Raw genomic sequence first — 15,596 nt, forward strand, 5'->3', positions numbered from 1 at the left:
AAGCGCGAGAAAACAAAAAGATGACGAGGTTGTCATGAGTACCGCGCTGATTGTTCTGGCCGCCGGCATGGGCACGCGAATGAATTCCGACCTGCCCAAGGTCCTGCACGAGATCGCCGGCGCCCCCATGCTGCACCATGCCATCGCCTCGGGTCTGTCGCTGGAGCCCGAGGAGGTGATCGTGGTCGCGGGCCATGGCGCCAAGCAGGTCTCGGAGGCGGCAGCCGACAGTTTCGAGGGCGCCCGCATCGTCATCCAGGCCGAGCAGAACGGCACCGCCCATGCCGTCGGCAAGGCCAGCGCCCTGCTGGCGCAGTTCGAGGGCGACGTGATCGTGCTTTACGGCGACACGCCCTTCATCCGCTCGGAAACCCTGGCGGCGATGAAGGCCGCGCGCGACCGTCACGACGTGGTGGTGCTGGGCTTCGAGGCCGCCGATCCGGGCCGCTACGGGCGTCTGGTGATGGACGGCGAGGCGCTGGAGCGCATCGTCGAATTCAAGGACGCCACCGAGGAAGAGCGCGCGATCACGCTTTGCAATTCCGGCGTGCTCTGTGCCGACCGCAAGGTGCTGTTCGATCTGGTCGCCAAGGTCGGCAACGACAATGCCGCCGGGGAATACTACCTGACCGACGTCATCGCGCTGGCGCAGGAGGCCGGGCTGTCCGCCGGGGCTGTCACCTGCCCCGAAGAAGAGACGATGGGCGTGAACTCGCGCCAAGAGCTGGCCCGCGCCGAGGCGGAATTCCAGGCCCGCGCCCGCGCCGAGGCGATGGAGAACGGCGTCACGCTGGTCGCCCCCGAAACCGTGCAGTTCGCCCATGACACGGTGATCGGTCGCGACACGGTGATCGAGCCCAACGTGGTCTTCGGCCCCGATGTCACCATCGAAAGCGGCTGCCGCATCCGCGCCTTCAGCCATCTGGAGGGCTGCCATGTCAGCCGTGGCGGCCTGATCGGCCCCTATGCCCGCCTGCGCCCCGGCGCCGAGCTGGCCGAGGAGGTCCATATCGGCAACTTCGTCGAGGTGAAGGCCTCCTCCATCGACCAGGGTGCAAAGATCAACCACCTTTCCTATATCGGGGACGCCCATGTGGGCGAGGCGACCAACATCGGCGCAGGCACCATCACCTGCAACTATGACGGCGTCCTCAAGCACCGCACCGAAATCGGCGCGCGGGCCTTCATCGGCTCCAACACCATGCTGGTGGCGCCGGTGACGATCGGGGACGAGGCGATGACGGGCTCGGGCTCGGTCATCACCTCGGACGTGGAGGCGGGCGCCATGGCCATCGGGCGGGCGCGGCAGGTGACGAAACCGGGCATGGCCCGCAAGCTGATGGAATACCTGCGCTCGAAGAAGGCGCAAAAGGCAGAGTAGGACCAGGCACATGTGCGGAATCATCGGCTATCTGGGCAAGCACGAAGCGGCCCCCTTCCTTGTCGAGGCGCTGAAGCGTCTGGAATATCGCGGCTATGATTCCGCCGGGATCGCCACGGTGAACGACGGCGCGCTGGACCGCCGCCGCGCCGTCGGCAAGCTGGTGAACCTCTCGGATGTGCTGGTGCACAATCCGCTGGCCGGCAAGTCCGGGATCGGCCACACCCGCTGGGCCACCCATGGCGAACCGACCGAGAAGAACGCCCACCCGCATCGCTCGGGCCCCGTCGCCGTGGTCCACAACGGCATCATCGAGAACTTCCGCGAGCTGCGCGGAGAGCTGAAGGACCGCGGCATCACCGCCGTGTCGGACACCGATACCGAGGTCGTGGCGATGCTGACCGCCGCCTATCTCTCGGACGGGATGACCCCGGTCGAGGCGGTGCGCACCTGCCTGCACAAGCTGGAAGGCGCCTTCGCGCTGCTCTTCCTTTTCGAGGGTGAAAACGACCTGATGATCGCCGCCCGCAAGGGCTCTCCTCTGGCCGTGGGGCTGGGGGAGGGCGAGAACTACGTGGGATCGGACGCGCTGGCGCTGGCGCCGCTGACCGACCGCGTGGTCTATCTGGAAGAGGGCGACTGGGCCGTCGTCACCCGCGAAAGCGTGCAGATCTTCGACAAGGCCGACCGGCTGGTGAACCGCCCCGTGAAGGTGGTGACGCTGGACAATGCCCGCGTCGACAAGGCCGGCCACAAGCACTTCATGGCCAAGGAGATCGCCGAGCAGCCGCAGGTCATCGGCGATGCGATCAAGCATTACCTGGGCGAAAGCGGCGCGACCATCACCCTGCCCGGAGAGGGCCTTGATTTCACGAAGATCGACCGGCTGGTCATGGTCGCCTGCGGCACCGCCTACTACGCCTGCCTGACCGCGAAATACTGGTTCGAGCAGCTGGCCCGCATCCCGGTCGAGGTCGACGTGGCCTCGGAGTTCCGCTACCGCGAGCCGCCGATCACCCCCGGCACCGTGGCCCTGTTCGTCTCCCAATCGGGCGAGACCGCCGATACCCTGGCCGCGCTGCGCTACTGCACGGGCAAGGCGGAAAAGATCGTCTCGGTGGTCAATGCGCCGGAAAGCTCCATCGCGCGGGAAAGCGACATCGCCCTGCCGATCCTGGCGGGGACCGAGATCGGCGTCGCCTCGACCAAGGCGTTCTCCTGCCAGCTGACGGTGCTGCTGGTGCTGGCGCTGGAAGCCGCGCGCCAGAAGGGCACCCTTGACGCGGAGCGCTACCAGTCGCTCGTCAGCGCGCTGCGCGCCCTGCCCTCGGTCTTCGGCGGCGCGCTGGATCGCAACGCGGTTGCCGAAACCCTGTCGCTGCAACTGGCAGAGGCGCAGGACATCCTGTTCCTGGGCCGGGGCGTCATGTACCCGCTGGCGCTGGAAGGCGCGCTGAAGATGAAGGAAATCAGCTATATCCACGCCGAGGCCTATGCCTCTGGCGAGCTGAAGCACGGCCCCATCGCGCTGATCGACAAGCATGTCCCCGTGGTCGTCATGGCGCCGCGCGACGGGCTGTTCGACAAGACCGTCTCGAACATGCAGGAGGTCATGGCGCGCGGTGGCCGCGTCCTGCTGATCTCGGACAGCAAGGGGCTGGAGGAGGCAGGCGAAGGCATCTGGCGCGCGATCGAGATGCCGCGCGTCGATCCGGTGCTGTCCCCGATCCTTTACGCCCTGCCGGCGCAGCTCATGGCCTATCACACCGCCGTCGCCAAGGGCACCGATGTCGACCAGCCACGCAACCTCGCCAAGTCGGTCACGGTAGAGTAAGGGCTGGGGCGACCAAGCCCCGGAGAGCCCCATGGACCTAGAAGCCGCCCTCGGCGCCCTGACCGCCGCCGCCGAGCCCGACCGGATCGAAGGTGTCGCCGCCTATCACAAGGCGGCGCGCAGCTATCTGGGCACGCCCAACCCGGCGATCAACGACCTGGCAACGGACTGGCGCCGCTCCCTGCCGCTGGACGAGCGCCTGAGCCTGGCGCAGGCCCTGTGGGAGACCGACATCCACGAGGCCCGCATCGCCGCCGCCAAGCTGCTGACCCAGGCCCGCATTCGCCCCGACGATGCCGCCGTCTGGGCTATGATCTGCGCCTGGGTGCCCGATTTCGACGCCTGGGCGATTGCCGATCACGCCTGCATCGCCGGGCAGAAACGCGTCATGGCGGACCTCTCGCGCCTGGACGAGATCGAGGCATGGACCACGTCCGACCACCTCTGGACGAAGCGCGCGGCGCTTGTGATCACACTGGGGCTGACGAAATCCAACCACCCCAATGCCGAAGAGGCCGCCGCCCGCGACCGCGTGCTGGGCTGGGCCGCCGGATATGTCGAGGACCGCGCCTGGTTCATCCAGAAGGCCGTCGCCTGGTGGATCCGCGACCTGTCGAAACACGACCCCGCCCGCGCAAGCGCCTTCCTGGCGGCCCATGGCGCCCAATTGAAGGGCTTTGCCCGCAAGGAAGCCGGCAAGTACCTGTAGGGCACATACCAAAGGGTGCTTGTTCCGACCGCCCCCGCAGCTTACCTTCAGACCATGACTGCCCCGCTCATAGATCCCTTCCAGCGTGCCATCAGCTATCTGCGCGTGTCGGTCACAGACCGCTGCGACTTCCGCTGCGTCTACTGCATGGCCGAGAACATGACCTTCCTGCCGAAGAAGGACCTTCTGACGCTGGAAGAGCTGGACCGCATGTGCTCGACCTTCGTGCGCATGGGGGTGGAGAAGCTGCGCATCACCGGGGGCGAACCGCTGGTGCGCCGCGATATCCTGACCTTCTTCAACGCCATGTCCCGGCACCTGGACAGCGGCGCCCTGAAGGAGCTGACGCTGACCACCAACGGCAGCCAGCTGGAACGTTTCGCGAAGGATCTGTTCGCGGCGGGGGTGCGGCGCATCAATGTCTCTCTCGATACGCTGGACGAAGAGAAGTTCGCCCGCGTCACCCGCTGGGGCCGCCTGCCGCAGGTGCTGCGGGGCCTTGATGCGGCACAGGCCGCCGGCCTGAAGATCAAGATCAACGCCGTCGCGCTGAAAGGTTTCAACGAGGACGAGCTGTTCAGCCTCGCGCAGTTCTGCGCCGAACGCGACATGGACCTGACCTGGATCGAGGTCATGCCGATGGGCGATCTGGGCAACGAGGACCGGGTGGGCCAGTACTGGTCCCTGAAGGACGTGCGTGCCCGGCTGGCGCAGCAGTTCACCCTGCGCGACCTGCCCGAAAGCACCGGCGGCCCCGCGCGCTACGTGCGGCTTGAGGAAAGCAGCCAGAAGATCGGCTTCATCACGCCCCTCAGCCATAATTTCTGCGAAAGCTGCAACCGCGTGCGCATGACCTGCACGGGCGAACTTTACATGTGCCTCGGGCAGGAAGACATGGCAGATCTGCGCCCGGCCCTGCGCAATCACCCCAAGGACGATGCGCCGCTGGAGGCCGCGATCCGCGCCGCCATCGGCCTGAAGCCCCAGGGCCATGATTTCGACTATTCGCGCCAGCGCGCCGATGGTCAGGTCTCCCGCCACATGAGCCATACCGGCGGATGACGACGACCCCGGGCGCGACGCCCTTCTACCTGTTCTACTGCCTCGTCTCGAACGCGCTGGCCCCGGCGCTGCGCCGCCGCGTCGCCGCCAAGATCGAGGCCGAAGGCCTGCCCGCTGCCCGCGCCCGCGAACGCAGCGGCCATGCCTCCGCGCCGCGCCCGGAAGGGCCGCTGCTCTGGGTCCATGCCGCCAGCGTCGGCGAAAGCGTCTCGGCGCTGGCGCTGATCGACCGCCTTCTGGCGCTGTCCCCGACGCTTTCGGTGCTGGTGACCTCGGGCACCGCGACCTCGGCCAGGGTGCTGGCCACCCGCCTGCCCGCCCGCGCCCTGCACCAGTTCGCCCCGCTCGATGCCGCCGCCCCGCTGAAGCGCTTCCTGAACCACTGGCGCCCCGATGCCGCGATCTTCGTGGAAAGCGAGATCTGGCCGCAGATGCTGGTGAAAAGCGGCGAACGCGGCATTCCCCTGGCGCTGATCAACGCGCGGATGTCGAAGACCACGCTGAAGAACTGGGGCCGCTTCGGCGACACCTTCCGCTTCCTGCTGAGCCGTTTCACCCGCATCCACACCCAGGACCGCGCCACCTTCGACGGGCTGGCCGCCCTTGGCGCCGATCCCGCGCGGCTGCACGCGGGGCCGAACCTCAAGGCGATGATCCTGCCGCCCCCGGTGGACCCGGCCCGGCTTGAACAGATGCGCGCCGCCTTCCCCGGCCCCTTCTGGGCCGCCGTCTCGACCCACGAGGGCGAGGAGGAGGCGGTGCTCGACGCCCACCTGCAGGCCCGCGAAACGATCCCCGGCCTGCGGCTGATCCTGGTGCCCCGCCACCCGGCCCGCGCGCCCGAAATCCGTGCCCTGATCGAGGCCCGCGACCTGTCGCTGCGCCAGCGCTCGCTGGGCGAGGCCCCAGAGGAGGCCGAGGTCTATCTGGCTGACACGATGGGCGAAACCGGCCTCTGGTACGCGCTTGCGCCGCTGATCTTCCTGGCCGGCAGCTTCGGCCCCGCCGGCGGCCATACCCCGTGGGAGCCCGCGCTCTTCGGCACGCCGATCCTGCACGGCCCGCATTTCGCCAATTTCACGGAAACCTACGCGCAGTTCGACGCCGCCGGTGCCGCCGAAACCACCGCCGATGCCCCGGCGCTGGCCCGTGCCCTTAACCGCCTGCTGCACGATGAGGCCGCCCGCCAGGCCATGGGCGAGAGCGCCCGCACCCTGGCCGAGGGCAGCCGCAGCGCCCTTGATGACCTTGCGCGCGCTCTTGCCCGGGACCTGGCCCTGCCCCTTCCCGCGCCCGTCCCCCCGGTGTAAGCCCGAAGGCGCAGACAGGAGGCCCCGATGACCGACCCCAAGACGCTCGACGTGATCGCCCCGAACTTCAAGAAGCGCATGTCCGGCGTGACCTCCACGGTCTACCGGCTGGTGCCGCTCCAGGCGCGCGACATCGCGATTGCCGCCTGCGGCCCCGCGGTGCCCGAAGGTGTGCCGCAGATCCCGACCTCGGCGCTGCCGGGCCTCTCGAAACGCCGCCGGGTCTGGCACGCGCGCCGCAACAACGAGATGCTGGCGGGCATCGCCCTGAAGCGCCTGCTGGGCAAGGATCTGAAGCTGGTCTTCACCTCTGCCGCGCAGCGCGATCACAAGGGCTTCACCAAGTGGATGATCCGGCAGATGGACGCGGTGGTCGCCACCTCCGCCCGCTCCGCCAGCTTCCTTGAGGTCCCCTCCCGCGTCATCCATCACGGCATCGACGCCGATCTCTTCCGCCCCGCGGAAGACAAGGCCCCCCTGCGGGCAGAGCTGAACCTGCCGCAGGACAAGATCCTGGTCGGCTGCTTCGGCCGCATCCGGCCCCAGAAGGGCAATGACCTCTTCACCGAGGCGATGCTGCGGCTGATGCCCACCCGCCCCGATGTCGTCGCGGTGATGATGGGCGGCGTGACCGAGGCCCACAAGGCCTATCACGAAGGGCTGAAATCCACGGTCGAAAAGGCAGGCCTGTCGGATCGCTTCCTGTTCCTGCCCGAAGATCCGCACTGGGACATCTCGCGCTGGTTCCGCGCCCTCGATCTCTATATCGCGCCGCAACGCTGGGAAGGCTTCGGCCTGACCCCGATGGAGGCGATGGCCTGCGCCGTGCCGGTGGTCGCCACCCGCGCCGGCGCCTTCGAGGATTTCATCCCCGACGGCAAGGCCGGCCATATCGTCGACATCGAAGACCTCGATGCCCTGACCGAAGCCACCGCCGACCTGCTCGACAATCCCGAAAAACGCGCCAGCTTCGCAATGGCCGCCCGCGCCCATGTCGAGGCGCATTGCCGCATCGAACAGGAGGCCGCCGCCCTCGTCGCGCTCTACCGCGACCTGCTCGCCGCGCCCTGAGCTTTCATCTTTCCAAAAATATGCCCGCCGGAGGCGCGAAGATCCCCGCGCCCCCGTTTCATCTTTCCCAAATACAGCCGCCGGAGGCGCCCGCCATCAGGCCGCCGGCATGCCCTGCTCGACCAGCTCCGCCCAGTAGGAACAGCCCGCCGGGATCGCCTCGTCGTCGAAATTGTAGGCCGGGTTGTGCACCTCGGCGCTGTCGCCATTGCCGACCAGGATATAGGCGCCGGGACGCTCCTGAAGCATGTAGGCGAAATCCTCGCCACCCATGGTCATCTCTGCCGGGGCACAATCGCCCGACACCCTGCGCGCCACCTCTGCTGCGAAGTCCGTCTCCGCTTCGGAGTTCACCATCGTCGGGTAGCCCGGCAGCCAGCGCACCAGCCCCTCGCAGCCCATCGCCGCCGGCACCGTCTCTCCGATGGCCTTCAGCCGGGTCTCGGCCATGGCGCGGCTTTCCTCGCTCATGGTGCGGATCGTGCCGCGCAGCGTCACCGAGCCGGGGATCACGTTGAAGGCCTTGGAAGAGCTTTCCACCGAGGTGACCGAGACCACGACCTGCGCCACCGGATCGGCATTGCGGCTGGCGATGCTTTGCAGCGCGACAACCAGCTGGCCGGTGGCAACCACCGGGTCGGCGGCCAGGTGCGGCTTGGCGGCATGGCCGCCATGGCCCTTCACGGTGATCTCGAACTGGTCGGTCGAGGCGAAGAAGGCGCCCGGACGGATCGCGAACTGGCCCAGCGGCACGCCCGGCCAGTTGTGCATCCCATAGACCTCCTGGATGCCGAAACGCTCCATCAGCCCGTCCTCGCACATCTCGCGACCACCGCCGCCACCCTCTTCGGCGGGCTGGAAGATGATCACCGCCGTGCCGTCGAAATTGCGCGTCTCGGCCAGGTATTTCGCCGCCCCCAGCAGCATCGCGGTATGGCCGTCATGGCCGCAGGCATGCATCGCGCCGGGCGTCTTCGAGGCATAGTCGACCCCGGTTTCCTCAAGGATCGGCAGCGCGTCCATGTCGGCGCGCAGCCCCATCACCTTGCCCGAGCCGGTGCTGCGGCCGCGGATCACCCCGACGACGCCGGTGCGCCCCAGCCCCTCGACCACCTCGTCGCAACCGAATTCACGCAGCTTCTCGGCGACCAGCCCGGCGGTGCGGTGCACCTCGTAGAGGATCTCCGGATGGGCGTGCAGATCGCGCCGCCAGCCGGTGATCTCGGCGTGCAGTTCGGCGAAGCGGTTCTTGATCGGCATGGTCTTCCCTTCTCAGATGGCAGGCCCGCCCGTGGCAGGGCCGGATTGGTCCCGGAACGCTAGCGAGGGCGTCGCGGCAATGTCAAATGCCCGCCCCCCGCAAGGCCCCGATCCGGCCCCTGCTGCCCGCGTTTTTGCGCGTAGGAGGTCCGCCCCCGCCCCGTATCTAGCCGTACACCACGACGGAGAGACACGATGATCCGCACAAGACACCTTCTGTTCCCGCTGGCCGCCCTGGCGCTTCTGTCGGGGGCCTCGGCCCAGGCCCAGGGGCGCGGCTTCGCCAAAACCGACACCAATGGCGACGGAGAGCTGAGCACCTCCGAGATTTCGGCCCGCAAGGCCGAGATCTTCGCCCGGCTCGACCGCAACGGTGACGGTTTCATCGACCGCTCGGAACTTGAGGCGCTGAACCGCCGCGCCGCCAAGATCATGAGCAACGCCGGGCCGATGGGCGCGCTGATGGCCGAGGCGGTGGACACCAACCAGGACGGTCGCATCAGCCAGGCGGAATTCACCGCCCCCGGCGCCTGGTTCGCCGAGGCCGACACCGACAACAGCGGCGGCCTTTCGCCCGCCGAGGCCGAGGCGTTCCGCGCCGCCCATAACAAGTAACCGCCCCGCGCGGCATGTTTTTCAGAAAGGACAGATCCATGACCAAGTTTCTTCTTCCCGCCCTCCTCTCCGGCCTGCTGATCGCCGGTTCGGCCCAGGCCCAGTCGGTGACCGTGACGGGCGGCAACGGCGGCAGCGTCGAAAGCAGCCGCGACTGCATCCGCGGCGCCGGCCAGGCGACCTGCCAGCGCAACACCACCGCCACCACCGCCGACGGCCAGACCGCCAGCAAGAGCCGCACCCGGGTGACCAATGAAAACGGCACCACGGTCGACCGGACCGGCTATGGTGGCACCACCACGACGAAGCAACGCAAGATCACCGTCAACCGCTGATGAGACCCGTCCACCCCGTCCCGCCCGCCCCCCTGCCTGGGGAGGCAGACCTGCCCGATGGCGAGCTGCTGGCCCGCATCGCGGAGCGGGACGAGGGGGCGTTGGCGCTGCTGATCACGCGCCATGGGCATGGCATCCGCGCGCTGGCGCGGCGCTACCTGAACGATGCCCACCACGCCGAGGATCTGGTGCAGGAGGTCTTCCTGCGGGTCTGGACCACGGCGCACAGCTATGACCCTGATCGCGGTCCGGGGCGGCCCTGGCTCTACCGGATCGCGACGAACCTGTGTACCGACACCTGGCGGCGCCAGCGCCTGCGCCGCTTCTTCGGGCTGACCCCCGAGATGCCGGAACCCGAGGACGAGGCCCCCGATGCCCTGCGCAGCCTGGCCGGCCGGCAGGAGCTGGACCGGCTGAAGCCGCAGATCGCCGCCCTGCCCGAGCGCCAGCGCATGGCGCTGATGCTGAGCGTGGCGGGCGGTCTGGCCAACGAGGAGATCGCCGGCGCCATGGGCACCAGCCCCGGCGCGGTGGAACAGTTGCTGGTGCGGGCGCGCAGGCGCCTGCGGGCGAAACTCGGGATCACGCCCGAAGATGGAAGGAAAGGATGACCGGATGAGCGAGCGCCATGACCACGATCCGCTGGAGCCCCTGCTGGCCAGGCTGGCCCGCCAGGATGGCGCGGGGCCGCCGCCCCGGGTGACCACCGCCGCCGTGCTGCGGCAGGTCCGCCGCCATCATGCCCCCCGGCGCGAGGCCCGCCTGCCGCGCTGGATCGCCCTGCCCTCGCCGCGCGTGCTGGGGGCCGGATTCGCCATGCTGCTGGTGGCAACGCCGCTGGCGATCGCCGGCTGGCCGATGGGCGCCTCGGGGCCCGACACTGCCGTTCTGGCCCTGGCCATGGGCGACCCGTTCGGCGATGCGGGCCTGAACAGCCTGCTGAACTTCGCGGGGATCTCGCGATGAAACGGCGCGGCATGATCCTGATCTGGGGCGTGCTGGGCGTCTCGCTGCTGCTCAATGCTGCCAGCGTCGGCGTGCTGATGCGGCTGAATACCCTGCGCAACATGCTGAACGGGGAAAGCGGCGGGCTCAGCTCGGTCTTCGATGATCACACCCGCGCCGCCGTCTTTTCCGAGATGAGGCGCGATCCGGAAGCCTTACGGGACGGTCTGGAGGCCCTGGGCCAGGCCCGTTCGGAGATGTTTGCCGCCGCTGCGGACCGGCCCTATGACCGCGCCCGGGTCGAGGCCGCCATGGCCCGGGTCCGAGACGCCACCGCCGCCCTTCAGAAAGAGGGCCAGGACCGGCTTATCGTGGCCTTCGACAAGGCCGCCGGCCTAGACGGCACGGAGGACAGCGGCGGGAACTAGGCCCGCCGCCGCCTGCCGGATCAGTGCACCCGCGCCTTGATCCGGCGCACCATCCACCACACGCCCGCCACCACGAGGGGCGTCAGGCAGGCCAGCAGCAGGCCCTTCGAGACATGCAGCGCCTCGGCCACCGGGTAGGTCAGGTAGCCCGCCAGCGACACGGCATAATAGCTGATCGCCACCACCGAGAGCCCCTCGACCGTCTCCTGAAGCCGCAGTTGCAGATCCGCGCGCCGGTCCATCGAGGCCAGAACCGCCTGGTTCTGCGCGCTGCGTTCGACATCGACGCGGGTACGCAGCAGTTCACCGGCGCGGATCGCGCGGTCCGACATGGCCTGCAGGCGGGCCTCGGCGGCCACGACCGTGCGCATCGCGGGCTCGTAGCGGCGCATCATGAACTCTCCGAAGGTCTGGCGACCCCGGAAACGTTCCTCGCGCAGCATGTTGACCCGTTCATGCACGATGGCGGCATAGGCCTTGGTGGCGGCCAGCCGGTAGGCCGCCTGGGCGGCGTGGTTCTCGACCTCCGCCGAAACCGACAGCAGCGAGGCCAGCGTGACCTCGGGCTTCGTCGCGGCCTCGCGCATGGCGGCGATCAGCTCGGTCAGCTCGACGTCGATGCGCGACAGTTCCGGGCCCATGTCGCGCACCCGCGCGAGGCCCAGCATCGACATCGCCTTGTAGGTCTCGACCTCGCAGAGGCGCTGGACCAGCCGACCGATGCGATGGGCGCCGATGCTGGGATCGGTGAAGACGGCAAAGCGCATGTGCCCGGCCGGATCGATGCGGAAATCGCCCGCGATCACGCCGCCGCGTTCCAGCACATGGGCGGTGGCCAGGCTTTCGCCGACGAACCATTCGTCGATCAGCCGGTGCACCTCTTCCTCTGCCGGCAGCGGCGCCACGCGCAGCAGCGCCGAGGTCACGCGTTCGCCCGGCGCGGCTTCCAGCCAGTCGGCGGGGAAGACCTCGAACTCGGCGGGATCGAAGGCCCGCTCGGGCAGCACCGGAGAGAACATCGTGTAGGTCACGAATTCCGTGTGGCTTTCCCATTTCAGCACGTGGCGCCCCAGCTGGCCGGACCAGTGGGTGGCCTCGGGGCTGGGATGGCTGGCCCCGTGGCGGTCCAGCAGGTCAAGCAGATGCGCCCGTTCGGCGGCGCGGTCGCGCGGCGAATCCTCGGGCGCCATGACGGCGAGGTAGGCCACGCTGCAGGGCGCGGTCAGGGTCGGGAAGGGACGCGCGTGCAGCTCGTTGGCGAGCGCGTAGCGCAGGGGATGGTCCAGCAGGGTCATGGCCTCCTCGTGGCACGTGATCCCCGAGGGATAGCGGCCCCGCGCGACGGAGGGAAGGCATTTCCCGTTACAAATCAGTGATTTGACGGAATACCTTTGCATGCGGGGGTACACCTGCCCGCGCATCCGGCAGGCGTACCCCCGCATACGCGAAAGGGGCCCCGGTTTCCCGGAGCCCCCTGATGCCTGACTGTCGCGCGGATCAGCTGATCTTGGTGACCAGATCGCCGATCGAGGATTTCGCGTCGCCGTAGTACATCATCGTGTTTTCCTTGTAGAACAGCGGGTTCTCGATGCCCGAGTAACCGGTGCCCTGACCGCGCTTGGACACGAAGACCTGCTTGGCCTTCCAGACCTCCAGCACCGGCATGCCGGCGATGGGGCTGCCCGGATCTTCCTGTGCGGCGGGGTTCACGATGTCGTTCGAGCCGATCACGATCACCACGTCGGTATCCGGGAAGTCCTCGTTGATCTCGTCCATTTCCATGACGATGTCGTAGGGGACCTTGGCCTCGGCCAGCAGCACGTTCATGTGCCCCGGCAGACGGCCCGCAACCGGGTGGATCGCGAAGCGCACGTTCTTGCCCTTTGCCCGCAGCTTGCGGGTCAGTTCGGCAACGTTCTGCTGGGCCTGCGCAACCGCCATGCCGTAGCCCGGCACGATGATGACGCTGTCGGCATCTTCCAGCGCGGACACGACGCCGTCGACCTCGATCGGCTTCTGCTCGCCCTCGACTTCCATCGCGGGGCCCGCGGTGGTGCCGAAGCCGCCCAGGATCACCGAGACGAAGCTGCGGTTCATCGCCTTGCACATGATGTAGGACAGGATCGCCCCGGAGGAGCCCACCAGCGCGCCCACCACGATCAGCAGGTCGTTGCCAAGGCTGAAGCCGATGGCCGCCGCCGCCCAGCCCGAGTAGCTGTTCAGCATCGAGACCACGACGGGCATGTCGGCGCCGCCGATGCCCATGATCAGGTGGTAGCCGATGAACAGCGCCGCCAGCGTCATCAGGAACAGCGGGAAGAAGCCGCCGGTCGAGAAGTACCAGATCAGGCAGAGCACGGCGATTGCCGCCGCACCTGCGTTCAGCAGGTGACCGCCCGGCAGCTTGGTGGCCTTGGAGCCGACCTTGCCCGCGAGCTTGCCGTAGGCGATGATCGAGCCGGTGAAGGTCACCGCACCGATGAAGACGCCGAGGAACAGTTCCACCCGCAGGATGTTCTGCTCGACCGGGGTCTTGTGTGCGAGGATCGCGGCAAAGCCCTTCAGGCCCTCATAGGTGGCCGGGTCCATGCCCAGCACGTGATGTAGCTCGAAATGGGCGTTGTAGCCGACGAAGACCGCCGCCAGACCCACCAGGGAGTGCATGGCCGCAACCAGCTGCGGCATCTCGGTCATCTCGACCTTCTTGGCGACGTACCAGCCGATCAGGCCGCCCGCCGCGATCAGGATGAGCGAGAGCAGCCAGAGGCCCGCGCCCGGGCCGATCAGCGTGGCGAAGATCGCCAGCGCCATGCCCGCAATGCCGTACCACACGGCGCGCTTGGCGCTTTCCTGGCCCGACAGACCGCCCAGCGACAGGATGATGAGGATGGCGGAGACGACATAGGCCGCCGTCGTGAATCCGAATTCCATGGTCTATCGCTCCTCAGGACTTCTGGAACATGGCGAGCATGCGCCGGGTGACGAGGAAGCCGCCGAAGATGTTGATGCCGGCCATGAAGACCGACAGCGCCCCCAGCAGGATCACGATCCAGCTCCCCGAGCCGATCTGCATCAGCGCGCCGAGGATGATGATCGAGGAGATCGCGTTGGTGACCGCCATCAGCGGGGTGTGCAGGCTGTGCGAGACGTTCCAGATCACCTGGAAGCCCACGAAGACCGACAGCACGAAGACGATGAAGTGCTGCATGAAGCTGGCCGGCGCCACCAGGCCCACCGCCAGCAGCAGTACGGCGCCGATCACGATCAGGCTGACCTGGGTCTTGGTCTGCTTCTTGAAGGCGGCCACTTCCTGCGCGCGCTTCTCTTCCGGGGTCAGTTCCGGTTCCTTGGGCTTGGGCTTCTGCGCCGCGATCGCGGCCACTTTCAGCGGCGGCGGCGGGAAGGTGATCTCGCCCTCGCGGGTGACCGTAGCCGAGCGGATCACGTCATCTTCCATGTTGTGGTTGATGACGCCGTCCTTCTCGGGGGTCAGGTCGGCCAGCAGGTGACGCACGTTGGTCGAGTAGAGGCTGGAGGCCTGCGCCGCCATCCGGCTGGGGAAGTCGGTGTAGCCGATGATGATGACGCCGTTGTCGGTGACGACACGTTCGTCCGGGACGGTGCCCTCGGCGTTGCCGCCGCGTTCCGCCGCCAGGTCGACGATGACCGAGCCCGGCTTCATGCTGGCGATCATGTCTTCCAGCCAGAGCTTGGGCGCGGGGCGGTTCGGGATCAGCGCGGTGGTGATCACGATGTCCATCTGCGGCGCGATCTCGCGGAACTTCGCCAGCTGGGCCTCGCGGAATTCCGGAGAGGAAACAGAGGCATAGCCACCCGAGGACGCGCCATCCGCCTGTTCTTCCTCGAAGTCGAGGTAGACGAATTCGGCGCCCATGGATTCGACCTGCTCGGCCACTTCGGGGCGCACGTCGAAGGCATATGTGATCGCGCCCAGAGAGGTCGCGGTGCCGATGGCGGCAAGCCCTGCCACGCCGGCGCCGACGATCAGCACCTTGGCGGGCGGCACCTTGCCGGCGGCGGTGATCTGGCCGGTGAAGAAGCGGCCGTAGTTGTTGCCGGCCTCGATCACGGCACGGTAGCCGGCGATGTTGGCCATGGACGACAGCGCGTCCATCTTCTGCGCGCGGCTGATGCGCGGGATCATCTCCATGGCCAGGACGGTGGCGCCCTGCTCCTTGCAGAGCTCCAGCAGCTCACCGTTGCCGGCCGGGTTGAAGAAGCTGATCAGCGTCTGATCCTTGCGCAGCAGCTTCGCTTCCTCGTCGGAGGGCGCGCGCACCTTGGCAATGACATCCGCCGCCGCATAGAGCGCCTCGCGGCTCTCGGCCACTTCGACGCCGGCTTCCTTGTAGGCTGCGTCCGAGAAGCCGGCCTTGTCGCCGGCGCCTGTCTCGATGATGCACGCGTGGCCCAGCTTCTGCAGTTGCAGAGCCGAGTCCGGGGTCATCGCGACTCGCGCCTCGCCCTCGAACACTTCTCTTGGCGTTCCGATTTTCACCTGTGTCGTCCCCCTTCTGAACAACGCTGAATGAATGTGCCGGGTTACCCCGGGCGGTACAGAAAAACGTGCGCAACAATATTGCGCAACCCTAAACGCAACTTAGTGCAAAACTGCCACACCAATA

The 15,596-nt window shown here is 67.9% G+C and carries 15 protein-coding genes; 11 read left to right on the plus strand and 4 right to left on the minus strand.

The annotated features are described in order from the left end of the window. Nucleotides 1–34 precede the first annotated feature (34 nt). The 6 genes from glmU to KM176_RS01630 are packed head-to-tail and all read left to right on the plus strand — an operon-like array spanning nucleotide 35 to nucleotide 7,367. Nucleotides 35–1,381 carry a bifunctional UDP-N-acetylglucosamine diphosphorylase/glucosamine-1-phosphate N-acetyltransferase GlmU gene (gene glmU, locus KM176_RS01605; protein ID WP_160892032.1) on the plus strand — a complete coding sequence of 449 codons (1,347 nt, stop codon included), beginning with the start codon at nucleotides 35–37 and terminating at the stop codon, nucleotides 1,379–1,381. Between the two features lie 10 nt (nucleotides 1,382–1,391). After that, nucleotides 1,392–3,215, plus strand: coding sequence for a glutamine--fructose-6-phosphate transaminase (isomerizing) (glmS, locus tag KM176_RS01610; RefSeq protein ID WP_160892034.1), 1,824 nt, complete (start codon nucleotides 1,392–1,394; stop codon nucleotides 3,213–3,215). 31 nt (nucleotides 3,216–3,246) lie between these two features. Further along, a complete protein-coding gene (locus tag KM176_RS01615; RefSeq protein ID WP_160892036.1) occupies nucleotides 3,247–3,924 on the plus strand; it encodes a DNA alkylation repair protein in 678 nt (225 codons plus the stop codon). 54 nt (nucleotides 3,925–3,978) lie between these two features. Further along, a complete protein-coding gene (gene moaA / locus KM176_RS01620; RefSeq protein ID WP_160892038.1) occupies nucleotides 3,979–4,986 on the plus strand; it encodes a GTP 3',8-cyclase MoaA in 1,008 nt (335 codons plus the stop codon). Continuing rightward, a complete protein-coding gene (locus KM176_RS01625) occupies nucleotides 4,983–6,296 on the plus strand; it encodes a 3-deoxy-D-manno-octulosonic acid transferase (RefSeq protein ID WP_160892040.1) in 1,314 nt (437 codons plus the stop codon). The genes moaA and KM176_RS01625 overlap by 4 nt, the downstream gene beginning before the upstream one ends. Nucleotides 6,297–6,323: 27 nt before the next feature. After that, nucleotides 6,324–7,367 carry a glycosyltransferase family 4 protein gene (locus KM176_RS01630; protein WP_160892042.1) on the plus strand — a complete coding sequence of 348 codons (1,044 nt, stop codon included), beginning with the start codon at nucleotides 6,324–6,326 and terminating at the stop codon, nucleotides 7,365–7,367. Between the two features lie 96 nt (nucleotides 7,368–7,463). Here the strand turns inward: KM176_RS01630 and KM176_RS01635 are convergent, their stop codons facing one another. Beyond that, nucleotides 7,464–8,627: a M20 aminoacylase family protein gene (locus KM176_RS01635; protein ID WP_160892044.1), complete on the minus strand. Its 1,164-nt coding sequence runs from the start codon at nucleotides 8,625–8,627 to the stop codon at nucleotides 7,464–7,466. A gap of 195 nt (nucleotides 8,628–8,822) precedes the next feature. Here KM176_RS01635 and KM176_RS01640 point away from each other — a divergent pair, with 195 nt between their 5' ends. From KM176_RS01640 to KM176_RS01660, 5 genes are read left to right on the plus strand one after another with little or no spacing between them, the layout of a single operon-like run. Then, nucleotides 8,823–9,242 (plus strand): EF-hand domain-containing protein, encoded by a 420-nt coding sequence (locus KM176_RS01640; protein ID WP_160892045.1) that lies wholly within the window; start codon nucleotides 8,823–8,825, stop codon nucleotides 9,240–9,242. A 38-nt stretch (nucleotides 9,243–9,280) separates the two neighbouring features. Beyond that, nucleotides 9,281–9,577, plus strand: coding sequence for a hypothetical protein (locus KM176_RS01645; protein ID WP_160892047.1), 297 nt, complete (start codon nucleotides 9,281–9,283; stop codon nucleotides 9,575–9,577). Further along, nucleotides 9,577–10,188, plus strand: coding sequence for an RNA polymerase sigma factor (locus KM176_RS01650; RefSeq protein ID WP_160892049.1), 612 nt, complete (start codon nucleotides 9,577–9,579; stop codon nucleotides 10,186–10,188). Before KM176_RS01645 ends, KM176_RS01650 begins: the two co-directional genes overlap by 1 nt. Nucleotides 10,189–10,192: 4 nt before the next feature. After that, on the plus strand, nucleotides 10,193–10,543 hold the full coding sequence (locus tag KM176_RS01655) for a hypothetical protein (RefSeq protein WP_160892051.1): 351 nt from the start codon (nucleotides 10,193–10,195) through the stop codon (nucleotides 10,541–10,543). Next, nucleotides 10,540–10,950: a periplasmic heavy metal sensor gene (locus tag KM176_RS01660; RefSeq protein ID WP_160892053.1), complete on the plus strand. Its 411-nt coding sequence runs from the start codon at nucleotides 10,540–10,542 to the stop codon at nucleotides 10,948–10,950. Before KM176_RS01655 ends, KM176_RS01660 begins: the two co-directional genes overlap by 4 nt. Before the next feature lie 20 nt (nucleotides 10,951–10,970). Here KM176_RS01660 and KM176_RS01665 read toward each other — a convergent pair whose 3' ends face one another. From KM176_RS01665 to KM176_RS01675, 3 genes are all read right to left on the minus strand, one after another. Beyond that, nucleotides 10,971–12,245: a DUF3422 family protein gene (locus tag KM176_RS01665; RefSeq protein WP_160892055.1), complete on the minus strand. Its 1,275-nt coding sequence runs from the start codon at nucleotides 12,243–12,245 to the stop codon at nucleotides 10,971–10,973. A 202-nt stretch (nucleotides 12,246–12,447) separates the two neighbouring features. After that, nucleotides 12,448–13,881, minus strand: a complete 1,434-nt coding sequence (locus tag KM176_RS01670; protein ID WP_160892057.1) for an NAD(P)(+) transhydrogenase (Re/Si-specific) subunit beta — start codon at nucleotides 13,879–13,881, stop codon at nucleotides 12,448–12,450. A gap of 13 nt (nucleotides 13,882–13,894) precedes the next feature. Further along, nucleotides 13,895–15,469 carry a Re/Si-specific NAD(P)(+) transhydrogenase subunit alpha gene (locus KM176_RS01675; protein WP_160892059.1) on the minus strand — a complete coding sequence of 525 codons (1,575 nt, stop codon included), beginning with the start codon at nucleotides 15,467–15,469 and terminating at the stop codon, nucleotides 13,895–13,897. Nucleotides 15,470–15,596 lie beyond the last annotated feature (127 nt).

The organism is Pseudooceanicola endophyticus (assembly GCF_018760365.1).
GTDB lineage: Bacteria > Pseudomonadota > Alphaproteobacteria > Rhodobacterales > Rhodobacteraceae > Pseudooceanicola > Pseudooceanicola endophyticus.